The sequence below is a fragment of the Phenylobacterium sp. SCN 70-31 genome (assembly GCF_001724605.1).
Taxonomy (GTDB): domain Bacteria; phylum Pseudomonadota; class Alphaproteobacteria; order Caulobacterales; family Caulobacteraceae; genus Phenylobacterium.
Map to the genome: position 1 here is coordinate 26422 of NZ_MEEX01000010.1, position 14646 is coordinate 41067.

Annotated in this window: 13 protein-coding genes; 5 read left to right on the forward strand and 8 right to left on the reverse strand. The window is 62.3% G+C overall.

The window, feature by feature from the left end; translation table 11 throughout:
- Nucleotides 1-127: 127 nt before the first annotated feature.
- Genes ABS78_RS09850 through ABS78_RS09865 form a run of 4 tightly spaced genes read left to right on the forward strand, consistent with a single transcriptional unit; the run spans nucleotide 128 to nucleotide 5568 of the window.
- Nucleotides 128-1324 (forward strand): polysaccharide pyruvyl transferase family protein, encoded by a 1197-nt coding sequence (locus tag ABS78_RS09850; RefSeq protein ID WP_293377874.1) that lies wholly within the window; start codon nucleotides 128-130, stop codon nucleotides 1322-1324.
- Nucleotides 1321-3066, forward strand: coding sequence for an asparagine synthase-related protein (locus ABS78_RS09855; RefSeq protein WP_293377877.1), 1746 nt, complete (start codon nucleotides 1321-1323; stop codon nucleotides 3064-3066). The genes ABS78_RS09850 and ABS78_RS09855 overlap by 4 nt, the downstream gene beginning before the upstream one ends.
- On the forward strand, nucleotides 3063-4889 hold the full coding sequence (locus ABS78_RS09860) for a right-handed parallel beta-helix repeat-containing protein (protein ID WP_293377880.1): 1827 nt from the start codon (nucleotides 3063-3065) through the stop codon (nucleotides 4887-4889). The genes ABS78_RS09855 and ABS78_RS09860 overlap by 4 nt, the downstream gene beginning before the upstream one ends.
- A 13-nt stretch (nucleotides 4890-4902) precedes the next feature.
- A complete protein-coding gene (locus ABS78_RS09865) occupies nucleotides 4903-5568 on the forward strand; it encodes a methyltransferase domain-containing protein (RefSeq protein WP_293377883.1) in 666 nt (221 codons plus the stop codon).
- A gap of 2 nt (nucleotides 5569-5570) precedes the next feature.
- Here the strand turns inward: ABS78_RS09865 and epsI are convergent, their stop codons facing one another.
- From epsI to ABS78_RS09900, 7 genes are all read right to left on the reverse strand, one after another.
- Entirely contained in the window at nucleotides 5571-6266 is a 696-nt protein-coding gene (gene epsI, locus ABS78_RS09870) for an exosortase-associated protein EpsI, V-type (protein WP_293377885.1), read from the reverse strand.
- Entirely contained in the window at nucleotides 6266-7138 is an 873-nt protein-coding gene (gene xrtV / locus ABS78_RS09875; protein ID WP_293377887.1) for an exosortase V, read from the reverse strand. The genes epsI and xrtV overlap by 1 nt, the downstream gene beginning before the upstream one ends.
- A 7-nt stretch (nucleotides 7139-7145) precedes the next feature.
- Nucleotides 7146-7853 (reverse strand): CpsD/CapB family tyrosine-protein kinase, encoded by a 708-nt coding sequence (locus ABS78_RS09880; protein ID WP_293377890.1) that lies wholly within the window; start codon nucleotides 7851-7853, stop codon nucleotides 7146-7148.
- Nucleotides 7850-9199, reverse strand: a complete 1350-nt coding sequence (locus ABS78_RS09885; RefSeq protein WP_293377893.1) for a hypothetical protein — start codon at nucleotides 9197-9199, stop codon at nucleotides 7850-7852. Before ABS78_RS09885 ends, ABS78_RS09880 begins: the two co-directional genes overlap by 4 nt.
- 23 nt (nucleotides 9200-9222) lie before the next feature.
- Nucleotides 9223-10041, reverse strand: a complete 819-nt coding sequence (locus ABS78_RS09890) for a polysaccharide biosynthesis/export family protein (RefSeq protein ID WP_293377897.1) — start codon at nucleotides 10039-10041, stop codon at nucleotides 9223-9225.
- Nucleotides 10042-10056: 15 nt separating this feature from the next.
- The gene (locus ABS78_RS09895; RefSeq protein ID WP_293377900.1) at nucleotides 10057-11199 is read right to left on the reverse strand and encodes a hypothetical protein; all 1143 of its coding nucleotides are present in this window, start codon (nucleotides 11197-11199) and stop codon (nucleotides 10057-10059) included.
- A gap of 163 nt (nucleotides 11200-11362) precedes the next feature.
- Nucleotides 11363-12490 carry a Coenzyme F420 hydrogenase/dehydrogenase, beta subunit C-terminal domain gene (locus ABS78_RS09900; protein WP_293377903.1) on the reverse strand — a complete coding sequence of 376 codons (1128 nt, stop codon included), beginning with the start codon at nucleotides 12488-12490 and terminating at the stop codon, nucleotides 11363-11365.
- A 223-nt stretch (nucleotides 12491-12713) separates the two neighbouring features.
- Here ABS78_RS09900 and welK point away from each other — a divergent pair, with 223 nt between their 5' ends.
- Nucleotides 12714-13778, forward strand: coding sequence for a beta-1,4-glucuronosyltransferase WelK (gene welK / locus ABS78_RS09905; protein WP_293377906.1), 1065 nt, complete (start codon nucleotides 12714-12716; stop codon nucleotides 13776-13778).
- Nucleotides 13779-14000: 222 nt separating this feature from the next.
- Here welK and ABS78_RS09910 read toward each other — a convergent pair whose 3' ends face one another.
- Nucleotides 14001-14612: a CpsD/CapB family tyrosine-protein kinase gene (locus ABS78_RS09910; RefSeq protein WP_293377909.1), complete on the reverse strand. Its 612-nt coding sequence runs from the start codon at nucleotides 14610-14612 to the stop codon at nucleotides 14001-14003.
- Nucleotides 14613-14646: the final 34 nt, after the last annotated feature.

The following is a 14646-nucleotide window of genomic DNA, read 5'->3' on the forward strand; positions in this document are numbered from 1 at the left end:
CAGAATTTGACGTGTGATACGTTTCCGATCTCCTGCTGTCGTGCGCCATTTCCATCTTGTTGAGGGAGTCCGGGCGAAGGAAGCGCCGGAGCAAGGCGAGGTGTGTTGATTGAGATGGGGCGGGGCGATGAGCGCGAAGCGTAGGTCGGATGAAATCGTCGTCGGCCTACTTTGGCATTCCGTGAACTCCGGCAATCTCGGAGTCGGCGCGCTGACGGTGGGAAATCTCGAACTCGCCCGCCAAGCCGCTGCCGCCGTGGGACTGAGGCCAAGATTCCGAGTCCTCGGCTTCTTGGATCCAGGCGTTGCGCCATATGTAACAGATCCCGACGTGGAAATCGTACCGCTGAACGCGAGAGCGATGCTGCCGGGAGGTAGGTATTGGTCCGCGCTGTCGGACCTGGATTGCGTGCTGGACATCGGCGGCGGCGACAGCTTCACCGATATCTACGGGGCGAAGCGCTTCGGCTTCCTTTGGCTCAGCAAGGCGATGGCGATCGCCCGGCGCAAACCGCTGGTTCTCAGTCCTCAGACGATCGGGCCCTTCAGTCGGCAACCGCAGTCGATTCTGGCCAGCCTCGTGATGAACCGGGCTGAACTCGTAGTCGCGCGAGACCCGCTATCGTTCAATGTAGCGAAGGAAATGGCGTCCGGAGCCCGCCTCCTTCAGGCTGTCGATGTGGCCTTCGCACTTCCTTTCGAACGCAGGGAACGTCCGGCCGGCCCAGCCCCCGTGGAAGTAGGCCTCAACGTCTCCGGGCTACTCTTCAACGGCGGGTACAGCGGAGCCAATGAGTTTGGCATGGAGATCGACTACGCTGCCTACACGCGGGGCCTCATCGAGGCTCTCGTCCAGAGATCGGACGTGACCGTGCGTCTGGTTTCCCACGTGAACAGCGACACCCTCCCGCAGGATGACGACGGTCGTATCGCAGAACGGTTGGCCAAAGAGTACCCGCAAGCCACGTTGATCCCCAGGTTCGCCGACCCCTCCGCCGCGAAATCATACATCTCGGGCCTAGACTTCCTCGTCGCCGGACGCATGCATGCCTGCATCGCGGCGTTCTCGAGTGGCGTGCCCGTAGTGCCCGTAGCCTATAGTCGCAAGTTCGCCGGCCTGTTCGAGGGCGTGCTCAACTATCCCCACATCGTGCCCGTGACAGGCCTCGACACCCAGGCCGCCATCGCCTTCACCCTGGAGAAACTTGAAGCCCGGACATCCCTCAGGGACGATATACGTGAAGGCACGGCGGGCGTTGAGGGGCTTCTGAACGGCTATCGTGACGCACTGTCGGCCCTGTTCGATCGGAGCGTCGCAGCATGAGCGGGACTGCGGACCCGTTCTTCGGCAATCGATTCATCGCGGCGTCATGGCGTCCTGGCGCGCCGGGTCCGCTCCTGGATCGCCTCCGTGCGACTGTATCGACCTGGAGCGTCGCGGCGGGAGACGGCTGGCTGCTGGCGTCCGAACGCGCCGATGCGTTCAGTCGCGAGGGTGGTGTCGCCGTCGCGCTATCTCGCTCCGCAGCTTTCGATCGGAACTTGGCTCGTTTCCGACCTCCACGCGACATCGCCGCCGGACTCGAAGGCAGCGGCCTAACGACCCTCGATGGTATGGCGCCGCCATTCCGGACTATCTGGGCCGAAACATCTCGCAGCGTCGTGCACTGCGCGACAGATGTCTTTGGTCTGGGCCAAGTCTTTGTGAGTGTAGACCAGAACGCCGCGTTCGCTTCGTCGAGTGCAACGCTTCTGGCGGACATACTTGGTTCAGGGTTGTCGGCCGAACGTCTGACTGGCCACGCCCTGTTCGGGGGCTTCATCGGAACGGAAACCCCCTTCGCCGGCATCGACAAATTGCCTGCCGGGACGATCGCCACGCTCCTGGGCGGGCGGATCGAGTTCACCCAACGCTGGCGCATGCCCACCGCCACCACGACTGTGCCCACCGCGTTTCGCGAGGCGATGGCGGCGATGCTTTCAGCCGCGCCCAACGTCGAACTCGAGCTGTCCGGCGGCCTGGACAGTCGCATCATCCTGGCGGCTATCCCGCCCGAGGCACGGAAGGACCGGCGAGCCATAACCATCGGCCTGGCCGGCGAACCGTCGGAGGACGTCACAGTCGCTCGTGATCTGGCGCAGTCATCCGAGCTGGACTGGAGGCTGCTGGACGCCAGCGAGGTTTCGGAACTGGATGCGTCCGGCCTGGAGACGATGCTGCTGAGTGCTGCGGCAGCCTACGACCACATGGCCAACCCGCTCGACAAGATCACGCTGATACTTGCGGGTCGCAACCGACGGGTCGATGCCCGCCTGGGGGGGCAAAATGGAGAAATTCTGCGCGGCTTCTACTATCCGGCTCAACCGCTATCCTCGCCGCCGTCAGAAAACCTGGCACGTGGACTGATCTCTATGCGACTCCAGGCCAATGACAGGGTCGAGGATGTCGTGCTGTCGTCCGCTCTGCGACGAGAACTCCGGGCGGACGCGGAGGCCAGGATGACGAAGACGCTTCTGAGCTTCGAAGGGACCTGGGGACAGGCTCTCGATCAGTTCTACCTCTACCAGCGCATGCAGAACTGGGTCGGCAACGCCACGGGACATCGGTTGATGGATCATGCGCCGCTGTATCCGTTTTTCGACCCGGCCTTCGTGGCCGCGGCGCTGTCGCTGGCGCCGGAAGAGAAGTTGAACTCCCGGGCGGCCTATCAGCTGCTGTGCGATCTCGATATGGACCTCGCCCAGCGTCCATTGGCCGGCGGGATCGTTCCAGCCCGCGCCCGGCACGGCGGCCGCGGAAGCGACCTCGTTCTGGACGGTCAGCGCATTCTGGGCCGTCTGGGACGCCTGTTGAAGGGGCGCGGACGTGCGACCCTGGGCTCCCGAACCATCACGGATCATTGGCGCCGACTGAACCTGCACGCACGCCTCCCCGTCGACGCCCTGGCGCGCACGGGTCTGTTCGACCTGGACGGCCTCGCCCGGATTGGTTCCGGCGAGTTCGCGCCTAGCCGACCGACGCTGGGGTTCGTATTGCTCATCGCGAGCCTGGAGAAGCGCTCATGAAGCGAGCGACCGTCATGCTGGCGTCCGGACTGGCGATTGCGGTGGTCGTAGCAATCGCCGCTACAACCGGCCTCTGGGGGCGGGCGGAAGCTTCCACGTTTCACATCGACTTCGACAAGGGGCGCGACGAACATGACGGCCTGACGCCCGCCACGGCGTGGAAGCATGCGCCGGGGGATCCGAACGCCTCCGGCCAACCGGCCCGGACACGACTTCGCCCGGGTGACACGGTCCTCTTCTCCGCCGACGTCAGGTATCGGGGCAGCATCGTCGTGAAGGACAGCGGTCGCCCGGGCCAGCCGATCACCTTCCGCGGCGCGACTCCCCGCAGCGCGGTGATCGATGGTAGCGAGCTGGTGGAGGCGGCGCCGTGTCGCAATGCCGAGGAATGTGGCTCTGCAACGAACTGGCGATCGCTCGTCCGCGTGACTATGAACAAGCCAACTGACGAGACGTTGGCGCTCTTCGGTTCGCAAGGGCCGCTGCGCCCCGCACAGGAGCCCGACCCCTCGGAAGACTTTTATCGCAACGAAACCGACGACCTCTTGCCGGCGGATGGAAAAGCCATGAGCGAAGGCAGGGTCGAGCTACCCGCCGAAGTCGCGGCGGGTCTCAAGGACGGGAGAGCGAGGCTCGCGTTGTGGGTCAAACCCAACCGGGTGGTCTATCGGCCGATCATTCGTCTGGAAGGCGCGACAGCGCACTTCGACCCGCAGGGCCTGCAATTCTATACTGATCGTCCCACAAAGGCCGGCGTGATCGATCACTCGTCCCTGCTGGACAGCCCGGGGGAGTACGCCCTCATCGCTGACGGCCAAACCGCCGTCATTCTTCCCCAGACCGCGAATGAAACGGTGGCGGTCGGAACAGGTCGGGGAGGTTTTCGCATCGACGGCGCCTCTCACATCGTCATCCGCGATCTCGCGTTCGAGAACATGTCCGACGCCGGCCGCCTTGCACCGTCCGGTGTCGCGATCTTCACCGCCAAGGGCGCCTCCTCCGACATCACGATCCAGAACAACGTCTTTCGGAATTTCGTGATGACGCGTGGGCAGGGCCCCGTGATCCAAAGGGAAGTGACCGGCCTGAGTATTGTCAGCAACACCTTCGACACGATCGTTTTGGGATCAGGTATGCGCCTGACGGGAACGGATATCCGGATCTCCGACAACGACTTCCGACGACTGGGGCGAACGGGGATCATGCTGATCGGGACGTCGAAGGTCACCGTAGAAGGCAATCGAATGGACGACATTCGCGGAGTCCACGGAAACGGCATCTCCGTCTACCTGGACAATCGGGATATCCGCATCATCCGCAATACGATCCTCAATGCGAAGCAGCCGGCGACCTTTCATGGAGATCGTGGCGAACGCAGCGAACCGAACAGCATCCTCTTCGCAAACAACCTCTTCATCGCAACACCCGACGCGTTGGGAGCTCTGATCAGTTGGGGCGCCAAGACCCGTGGCGTCACGATCCGAAACAACGTGCTCCTGGGCGGTCGTAGCGGTCTCCGGCTCAACGGTGGCGATTCCGATGTCGTCATCACCGACAACGTAGCGTCCGGCATAGTCGTCTCGAAAGGTGAGCGCCGAAACTGGCAAGAGGCCGGAAATGTGTGGACCGAACGCACGTTCCAGCAGAAGCGCGAGACCTCTCGGCAGAACTCACCAGGGTGGGCTGCGGGCATTTCAGAGGCCCTTTCATCAGGCCGCCTTCCGGATGGCCTTTGCGAGGTCGTGACTCGCCATAGCCTGCCTGGATCTTCGACACCCTCCGACGCTCACGGCGCGATCGGCGCCGACCTTCGCTGCCCCTAAGGAATACGACCGCATGGCGGATATGACCAACAAAACGAACAGCTTCCGTCGGCGACGAACGGAAATGTTCCTGAAAATCGTCGATCGCATCCTGTCTGAAAAAGGCGAGGCCAGAGTTCTCGACGTCGGCGGTACAATCGACTACTGGCGGACACTTGAACCATTGCTGGGTGATCGCAACGTAAGATTCACACTCGTCAACCTCGGCGCATCTTCTCACGACGAGGGACGGTACGCTCTTCGCCCGGGCAATGCCTGTGCGATGCCGGAGTACGCAGACGATAGCTTCGATATCGTCCATTCCAACAGCGTCATCGAGCATGTCGGCCATTGGCGCGAGATGCGCGCCATGGCGGGCGAGGTCCGCAGGCTCGCTCCCGCCTACTTCCTGCAGACACCTAATATCGGCTTCCCGATGGAAGCCCACTTTGGGCTCCCGTTCATCCATTGGCTCCCCGAACCTCTCAGGGCGGCTATCCTTTACGCGCCCAAAGGAAAGTTTGTGCCGAGAGACGCACCGTACGACGCGGCCATCGAAATGGCGCAGAGGGTTGTGTTGCTGTCACGCAGGCAGATGACAGAGCTTTTCCCGGACGCCGATCTGGTCGCCGAACGCGTGGCCGGTCTCGCAAAATCCTGGATCGCGATCAGGACAGCCCGGGCCAACTCCGACTATTGAGATCAGGCTGTTCGCTGTCTGGCGAATTCACGGGCCAACTCGGTTCCAATCAGCGCGGGCCGGGAATTCTTGCGGACTGCGGACAGGAGTTCAGGAATGAACCGGCTCATGATCCGGAAAGATTCCTCACTCTCGCCTACCACGGAGCACCGGACCAGGATGCCATCTGGAACGAAGCCTCGAACGGCGTTCTCCAGGCGGGCGCTACGCTGTTCTCCGCCGGTTCGCGGAAGGGCTTCGCCCATCCGGGTCCAGTAGACAATATTCTCAACGCGCCCCTCCAGGGTAGCGACAACCTCGCGTGCGGGCAGGACCGCTCCACTGATCGGCAACTCGACCGATCGCGCGGACTGAAGGGTGAAGCCGACTGCAGGATAGCAGCTCTCAGGCCGGTGAAGCTGCAACAGGTCGCTCTGGGTGTCGCCATACGCGGCCAGCAACATCACCGCACGACCAGTCGTTCGATCGACATAAGTCCGGCTGACGATCTCACTGTAAAGCGTGCGCGCCAACCGACCAGCCTGCTCGGGACTCACGAGTTCGTCGGCATGAGCCTCCCAGGACCCAAAGGAGTCCGGAATTGCCTGTGCGACAGTCTCACCCTTTAGGAGGACGAGCTTGCGACGGGGGCGCAACGCCTCGGCCGCACCGAGCGCGCTGACGGCGAGGCCCGCGAAGATAAGATCCCGACGCCGCATCAGGCCGCCTGTTGAGGCTTGAAGAAGCGGGAAGCCACGCTGTCGATCATGAACATCAGAACCAACGAAACGGCGAACAGGAAGAGGCCGGCCGTCACGTGCAGGAAGCCCTGCCCGACAGCATCGCCAAAATAGTAGGTGAGCAGGATGAGGGTCACGATCCGCAGGACATTCGCGGCTATGGCCACCGGAATAATGAGACACACCAGGAACAAGGAGTAACGCCAGCCAGCGTTCCTTAGCAGATAAATATAGAACAGCGTGATCGCAATGAGGCCGATCAGCGAGTTCAATCCCGAACACGCGTCTTCAACCAGAAGTTGGTAGGGGCCGACCGTCATCGTCACGCCCTCCCGCAGGATCGGCACGCCAAGAGGCTCGACGATCGATGCGGACATCGCCGAGACGAGGAGCTTAAGCGGCGCGGTGCCTTGATCCAGAAGCCATCCGGGAACGGGCAGCAGAAGACCCAGATAAAAGAGAGGAAACCAGTTCTTCAGCATCTGCCGCAGGCCTACGCGGTCATGCAGCACCGCAAGGCCGAATCCGTAAAGACCCGCAGCCTCGAGACTGATGAGATCATAGGCTCGGCCGACGACATAAAGCGGTAGGGCGGCCGCAACCGCCAGAATGGTCAGCGCCAGATGGCCACGAGTTCCCTCGCTGAGCATCGACGGCATCTGACGCCAGAGAATCCAGACGCCCGTGGCCAGAACGATAGGACCGTGCGCACCGATCTCCATCGACCAGACTTGCTGTCCAAGTCTGATGAACGTCGGCACTGCCAGCGCTAGGCCCGCCACGACCAGGGGGAGAACTCCCACAAGGCGAACAGCTATGCTTCTCGGCGCATCCGCAACGCTGGCAGTCATCTCGACCTCAGTCCTCGTTCAGGACAGTGCCCACTACCCGGGTGCCATCCTCCTGCAATCGCTGCGCCAAGGTGGAGACATCGTTCAGGAGCGTGACATTAGCTCTGGCGACAATAAGCATGTAGCCGATGATCGAGCCTATACGCCGGGCGTCCGCGCATGCGTTCGTTGGCGGCGTATCGATGATCGTGAACTCATAGTCACGCAGACATCGGTCGATGAGCTGGCGAAACCTCTCAGCGGCGAGAAGTTCCTGAGCGTTATCTGACGCCCCGCCCGCGTAGAGAATCGAGAGGTTCGGCAGAACCTCGCTGTGGATGCAGTCGCTGGCCGACATATCTTCCGATGCAATGTAGTCGCTCAGTCCAGTCGATGCAGTTCGGGGACGAATGAAGCGCTCCACCGATGGGGAACGCATGTCACAGTCGATCAGAAGCGTCGCCGTCCCGACCTGCGAGAGTGCGACCGCCAGGTTCACGGCCGTGAAAGTGCACCCGGACTCCGCGGACGGCGCACAAACCGCAATCCCTCGTCTACCATCCTTGATGTGTCGAGCGGTGATGTGGGTGCGGATCGTCCGTATGGCCTCGGCCTCGGACAGACGGACATCAGTCAGGGTGACGAGATCGCCTGATAGCTCATACTGGGATGGGGTGGCGTCAGGCGTTGCCTGAGCGGTGGCCGAAGCCGGCATTTCCCTCTGAAGCTCACTCACGCGCGTGCCGCCTCAGAGCGAGCTCGACGGAGCTCCAACCGCGGCAGGGACCACCGTGACTTCACCTTATTGACGCGGGGCGGACGGATCACGGCGAGAACCGGCGCATCAACCGCCGAGTACAGATCCTCGATGCTGCGAATCCTGCGACCAAAGAGTTCGAGCAACAACGCCAGAACGATCCCGGCCAGCAACCCGCCGCCCAGGGTGGCGCCGAGAACCAGGGGCTTGTTCGGAAATACCGGCGATCGCGGCGTGATCGCGCTGGCCAATGGTGTCGCACCAGCCGACGCCACATCGGCCTCCTGGCGCAACTGCGCCGAACGCGTGACGGCGTTGTTATACTGATCCCGCCGCAGATCTATGTCGTCCTGCATCAGGCGAAGCCGCTCGACCTTGTCGCGTTGCCCCAGCACCTTGGCCTTCTGAGCCTCGAGCAAGTCGCTCGTCGCACGCGCCGCATTCAGCGCCGAAGCCGCCGCAGAGCCCGCAGCGCCGCGTTCCGCTTCCGCCTGTTGCGCCAAGAGCTCGCGCTGACGGCGAGCCTGCTGAAGCTGCGGGTGGTTGGGGCCGAGGGTCTTCGACATCTCGAGAAGTTCGGCGTCGATCCTGGCGAGCTGCATCGTAAGGGGCGAAACGGTCGATGCGCTCGGCGTAATGAAGGATCCGCCTCCGCTCATGGCGAGCGAGTTCAGGCGCGCGCTGTCGATATCGACCTTGTTGTCGGCGAGGATGATCCCAGTTTCACGCTCGTAATCGGACTTGGCCTTTTCAGCCTGGAAAAGGATCGACTTGGCCTTTTCAGCCTGGTCTTCATACCACTCCGCGTTCTTTCGTGCGGCTTCCCGACGCGACTGCAACGTCGTGTCGAGGTAGGCCGTCCTCAGTCCGTCGGCCACCGTCTTGGCGCGCTGCGGCGAAGCCGATGCATAGGTGATCTCAAGGATATTGCTGCCCTCAATAAGGCGCGCGCTGGCGTTCTGGGAGATCTCTTCGGCCGCCCAACGCTCAAAATCGACGTCGTCGCCACGGTTGCTCTGGCGATACTGGCGGCGGATTTCAGGGTCTTTCGCCCACCCCAAATCTTCAACCACCAGTTTGGCCGTCTCAGAATCCTTCACCAGTTCGATCTGCGTCTTCGTATAGGCCCGGAGGAAGGAGGTCGCCATTATCTGACCCGTCACCGGATCGGGCTTGATGATGTCGAGCATCACCCGAGACTGCGCTTCGTATCTGGGCGGCACCAACTGGACTACGATCAGACCGACCACGAAACAGGCGGCCGCCAAGCCAGCAACCAGCAGGCGGTACGCCCAGAGGATCCGAAGGAACTGAAGGATGCTCATCGCTCTTGCTCCGCGCAGCCGGCTTAGAACAGCCGCTCGCCGACCACCAGGACATCGCCGGGCTGTATCTGATCCGAGAGCTGGAGTTTCACCTTTTGGCCGTTCCTGGTCGCTTCTATCTTCTTGTCAGAACCAGACGCCGTCAGTCCCGCGCCCCTCGCTAGAGCCATGCGGACTGTCATGCCGCTTTGAATCGGATAGACGCCGGGCGAGTTGATCTGACCGTAGATGTAGAACGTCTCCGCCATCGGCGCATATATCTTGTCGCCCGCCGCGACGTACGGATCCTGGGCTGCTCCACCCGTCGCAAGTTCGCGAACCAGGAATCGTCGTTCCTCGCCGGTTTCGGACCGCACGATCACGTGCTCGGCGGCCGACTCACGGACGCCACCGACGCGAGCGAGCAATTCTGACAGTCGATAGGGTCGATTCATCGGGATAAGACCTGGAGACCCCACAGCCCCCAATACTGTCACGTAGCGGCTGGCGTATCCCACCACCTCCACGGTGACGACCGGATCGGCGAAATAGCCACCCGCCTTCAGCGCGTTGCGAATCTCGTCCGCCATCTCGGCGGTGGTCTTGTCCGCGGCGGGAATCTTGCCGACGAAAGGCAACTGAATCGTGCCGTCGGCCTGCACACGAACGCGGCCGCCGAAGTCGCTTCGCCCGAGGAGACCCACCTGAACGGCGTCGTCCCGGCCCAGGATATAGTCCGAGGAGGCGGGTTCAGCGGCCGCGATCGCGGGGGGAGCAGAGGGTGGCGCCGTCTGTTCCTGCGCGCCAGCCACACCAGCCACCGCCGCAACCGCAAGAGAAAGGGACAAGGTCCTGATGATCATAGAATTCTCATCCACTCAGAAGCCCACCTGCGCCGTTATGGCGACCCGGGTCGAACTATAATTGAAATCTGGAATATTTGTGTTCCTGTCGATGTATCGAACGTCCAGGATCAATGCAGTTCTATCGTTCTGTTGGTAGCGGACCGATCCAAATCCGGTATGCGTGCGAGAGCTGGTGATGATCGGTCGAAGCGCGATCGTATCTACGTTGGACTTCACGTCCTGGACGCCATACCCGAGCGACACCGTGTATCGGGACCCCAAGCTGTATTGACCGCTGATCTGTCCCGCAGTGGCGATATCGTAGAGCTTCCCGGGACGCATGGTTGGACGAACGGCGCGCTCTCCGTTCAGATTCAGACTAAGCCGGCTTCCAATGCGATAAGTCACATCGCCAGCATAGGTCGTGCTCGTGAACTTCTGGTTTAGACCAGGCGGAGCGAACTCCCGCTTGACCCGCGTTCGCGCAGCCTGGGCGTCCACGGTCAGCCGGGAACCGATGTCCCGGCCGACTGACAGGCCATAGGACTCCGTCCAGAAGCCGTCCCCGACAGGTCGTCCCGGAATAATGCGGTTCGGTAGTTCACTATCTGCGTAACTATAGACGAGGCCGATCCGTCCAATGTTCTCGTTGGCATAGCCCAACTGAACCGAGAGATTCTCCAAGGTGGAGTCCGCCGGTCGCTGAACGAAGGCAGAATTCTTTGTGTCGATACGGGATACTGCCGCCGAAACCCCCAGCCCTGTCGGCCTACCGCAGGCGGCGGTGACCGTCGTACCAATGGCCCGGACCTCATTCTTCGCCTCAAGAAGGTCCAGGTCCGCTAGGTCGCTCTGCGCGGCCCGAAAAGTCTCGACAACCGCCGCCTGGCACATCCCCAGCGACGCCATGTATCCACCCTGGACGTCGTACCGTCGACGGTCCAGCCTCGGGTTTTCACGGTGAAAGTCGTACCCTCCGCTACCCGACAGGAACAGTACCTGACGCCCGAAAGGCTGGACGACGTTCAGGTTGGCCTGGGGGCGGAGAGTATACTCTTTCGGCTTTATTCCCCTAAGGGCGGCCCGGACAGAAGACGAGCGCGCAAAGTTGGAGTCGTAGATGGCAGAGACGCTCAGATCTCCGCTGAACTGCCGCTCCGAGTCCACCTTGGGCATCTGCTGAGCAGTCGCCACGCCACCGATGCATATCCAGGCGAACGCGCCTAGCGTCAGCGGCCTCAATCGCATGTCGAACGGCTCCGAAATCGGCGGTGAAATTGCCCGAACCATCAGCTACCTAGCAGCTAAGAGGGTGAAAACATAGTTGCACAGGCGGCGCTCAGAGCCGGCTACGGGTGCCCCTCAAGGTCCTGCGCAGCGTGCCCAGGAAGTTCCGGACGGCTTCGCCGAAGCTGGCCCGCCGCGCGGCCTCCACAATCCTGAGACCGGCCATCTTGGGTTGCGGCTGCAACGACACGGGAAGAGCTGCCGTTCGCGAGAAGATCACACGCTTGCGCCGAGCCTGGGAGGGCTGCATGCGCTCGATTTCGCCAACCTCCAACGGCTCCACGTCCAGTTCGCTCGCCCCGACGGCGGATTTGAGCAGCGATTCACCGGCGGGCGTCCGGCAGATGATCAGGCTGCGCCCCTCCTGCTCATCAAAGCTCGGGTACCCGTCGTCATCGCCGTACCAGGCGTCGGCGCAGGCGATATCCGCAACGCCGCCTACGGCGTCTGGACAGATCTTGCATCGGAACTGGACCTCCTTGGAAAGGTGTCCTCCCCAGCTTTCCGCATAACTCATCTCAGCCACGCCAGTCGGTGTGACGGCCGTACAGTTGCCAGGCCATCCGCGGCCACGAAATCTGAACTCCGTGACGTCCGCCCGCTTTACGTCCAGCGCTGCGAGAATGCGTTCCACTCCAGCGAAACTGGGAATCCCACCGCAGAAGAACGAGATCATCAACGGGATCTTTTCGGAGATGCTCGGCTCCAGTTGGGCGAGATTGCGTAACGCCGAGATATCACACGGCTTTCCCACGAAGGCTGTCCGACCCGGCTCGGCAAGGACATCCCGGATGCTCTCCAACGGGGAGGACGCCGCGTATCGTGAGCCGGCTCGCGCCAGGATTTCCTCCGCTGTGCGCGATATTACTGTCGCATTACGGGTCGGATCCGCCGGGTCAGGACCGACGTGCAGGACGCGATCGACACGCCCTGTCGAGAGGGCATGGATCAGAAGCGCCGAGATCGCCCCGCCGGACGATCCCTCGAACCGGACGGCCGGGGACTTCGCCGCGCCGGTATGGATGCTCCGCCAGGGGCCCCAGTAAGGATGGACGCGCGCGCCACCCGGCCATGGCGCTACCGTCGCCCCCGGACAGGCTGCGGCGATCTTCGCCTCGACCGGACGCGGGATCGGCGCGACCTGACGAGGTCGTGCATATCCCGGCGGTTCAGGCGTCATGGTGATTGAGCCGGAAGAAATCCCAGCGCAGAGGCCGCAGCCCACACACAGTTCCCCGCTCAGAACGCGCCTTACCGTGGCGGATTTGACAGCTGAACTTCCCATTGGACCCCAACTCGTCGCCCCCCGATGGGGGCCTGTCCTCAATTAGGCGACGACGAGTTCATCACTCCTTTACGACGAACAGGCCGAAAGGTAGGCGGCACCCGAAGGAGGCAACGCCATGGCTGCTCCTTGCAGCGAAACAGCGGCCCAAGCGGCGTCCGCAAACGTTCCACAGAAGATGCTCCGCATCGGCCTCGCCGCCTCCGGGGGGGGACACGTCCGCCAGTTGTTGGATCTCGAGCTTCTGTGGGGGTCGCTCGACCACTTCTTCATCACCGAGGACACGGCCCTGGGGCGGACCCTGGCTGAGAAACACCGGACGCATTTCGTCCCCCATTTTGCGTGGGGACAGGCCAAACTTGGAACACCGTTCCGGATGCTGGCCAGAGCCGTGCGCAGCTTCTTTATATCGTTGCAGATCATCGCGCGCGAGAAGCCCGACCTCATACTATCTACCGGCGCTGGAGCGGTGATCTTCCCCGTCCTGTGGGCCCGGCTGCTCGGGGCCCATGTGGTCGTAATCGAGTCGTTCGCTCGCTTCGAGCAGCCTTCCCTTTTTGGCCGGATCGCAGCCCCACTGGCGCACGACCTCATTGTCCAGTCTCCCAGACTCGCATCCCGCTACCCTCGCGCCAAGGTCTTCGACCCGTTCAGGATGCTCGATGCGAAGGCTCCTCCGAAGCGGGATCTGCTCTTCATGACCGTCGGGGCCACCCTGCCGTTTGATCGCATGGTGGAAATGGTGGCGACCCTGAAGTCGGAAGGCTCGATCCCAGAGCATGTCATCGCCCAGACCGGGGTCAAAGGACGCCAGGCAGAGGGGTTGGAAAGTGTGGAGACCCTTTCCTTCGACGAGGTTCAGAAGATCTTGACCGATGCTCGCATCGTCGTCTGCCACGGCGGTACTGGCTCGCTCATAACCGCGCTCCGCCACGGATGCCATGTTATTGCGGTGCCTCGTCTGTCCAAGCTCGGCGAGCACTACGACGACCATCAAGCCGAAATCACCGAAGCGTTCGAACGTCGCGGACTGATCGTCGTAGCGAATACACCGGATGAGATGCGGGCGGCCCTGGCGACCATACGAAGCCGGGATCCCGTTCTGGCGACGACAGACCCCAGCGAGTTGATGGACTTCCTGGGGAAGCTGGTCTCACGCCTTTCCGCGCGCAAGCGTAGCTAGGCAGGCTTCGCCGCGGGCCATCGATTTAGCTCTGATCACGGCTTGCAGGGCGACAAGGGCTCCCATCGCTGCGGCGCGTCATCTGCGCCTCTCATGTCACCGGCAATAGCCACACACGTCGCTCTCCCGCCCCCCGTCCTGCCGGCCGATACGGCAAGCCCGATTCAGGTGCGCCACCCTGAGGGTATGGTGAAAACGGGGCGACCTTCGCCGAAAAGTCCTTCAGGTGGCGTTCAGGACAGTCCCGACAACATCGACGCCGTCCTCCCCGAACTCCCGCACCAGCGTCGTAATATCTTCGGCAAAGGTTTGGTTCTTTCTCGCCACGACCACCGCGTACCTGAGAACGCTCGCGACCCGTCGCGCCTCCGCCGAAAGGTTCGCGGCCGGCGTGTCCACCAAGGTCAGGTCGTGATCGCGCATCGCGGCTTCCAAGGTCTTGCGCAGCATCTCGCTCCCGAGCATCTCGCGCCCTTCCACGGCTAATCCCGCATAGACCAGCGACAAGTTGGGCAGCACATCTGCATGGATGACATCATTGAGCGAAAGTTGCGAATTGCTCAGCAGATCGGCAAGACCGAGGGATGGCTTCGCAGGCTCGATAAGCGATTGAAGGCCGGAATTACGCTGATTTGCATCGATGATCAGGACGGAGAGGCCTTGCTGAGCTAGCGCGATCCCGATGTTCACCGTCATGAATGTGACACCGACGGCGCGCGATACCCCGCAGACTGCTAGCCCTCTATGTCCCCGAGCAAAGTGGCGGGCGTCGAGTTCGGCCGCTATGGAGCGGATGGCGCTGGCCTGCGGGCCATGCGGATCGCTCAGGACCACGACCGGATCGTTGAAACGATAGGGAACGATGGGA

What these genes read in the sequence shown, in the direction of transcription:
- epsI (WP_293377885.1), bottom strand. Translation starts at nt 6,266, where the DNA reads ATGCGGCGTCGGGATCTTATCTTCGCGGGCCTCGCCGTCAGCGCGCTC.
- ABS78_RS09895 (WP_293377900.1), bottom strand. Translation starts at nt 11,199, where the DNA reads ATGCCCAAGGTGGACTCGGAGCGGCAGTTCAGCGGAGATCTGAGCGTC.
- ABS78_RS09885 (WP_293377893.1), bottom strand. Translation starts at nt 9,199, where the DNA reads ATGAGCATCCTTCAGTTCCTTCGGATCCTCTGGGCGTACCGCCTGCTG.
- ABS78_RS09860 (WP_293377880.1), top strand. Translation starts at nt 3,063, where the DNA reads ATGAAGCGAGCGACCGTCATGCTGGCGTCCGGACTGGCGATTGCGGTG.
- ABS78_RS09890 (WP_293377897.1), bottom strand. Translation starts at nt 10,041, where the DNA reads ATGATCATCAGGACCTTGTCCCTTTCTCTTGCGGTTGCGGCGGTGGCT.
- ABS78_RS09855 (WP_293377877.1), top strand. Translation starts at nt 1,321, where the DNA reads ATGAGCGGGACTGCGGACCCGTTCTTCGGCAATCGATTCATCGCGGCG.
- ABS78_RS09900 (WP_293377903.1), bottom strand. Translation starts at nt 12,490, where the DNA reads ATGACGCCTGAACCGCCGGGATATGCACGACCTCGTCAGGTCGCGCCG.
- welK (WP_293377906.1), top strand. Translation starts at nt 12,714, where the DNA reads ATGGCTGCTCCTTGCAGCGAAACAGCGGCCCAAGCGGCGTCCGCAAAC.
- ABS78_RS09865 (WP_293377883.1), top strand. Translation starts at nt 4,903, where the DNA reads ATGGCGGATATGACCAACAAAACGAACAGCTTCCGTCGGCGACGAACG.
- xrtV (WP_293377887.1), bottom strand. Translation starts at nt 7,138, where the DNA reads ATGACTGCCAGCGTTGCGGATGCGCCGAGAAGCATAGCTGTTCGCCTT.
- ABS78_RS09850 (WP_293377874.1), top strand. Translation starts at nt 128, where the DNA reads ATGAGCGCGAAGCGTAGGTCGGATGAAATCGTCGTCGGCCTACTTTGG.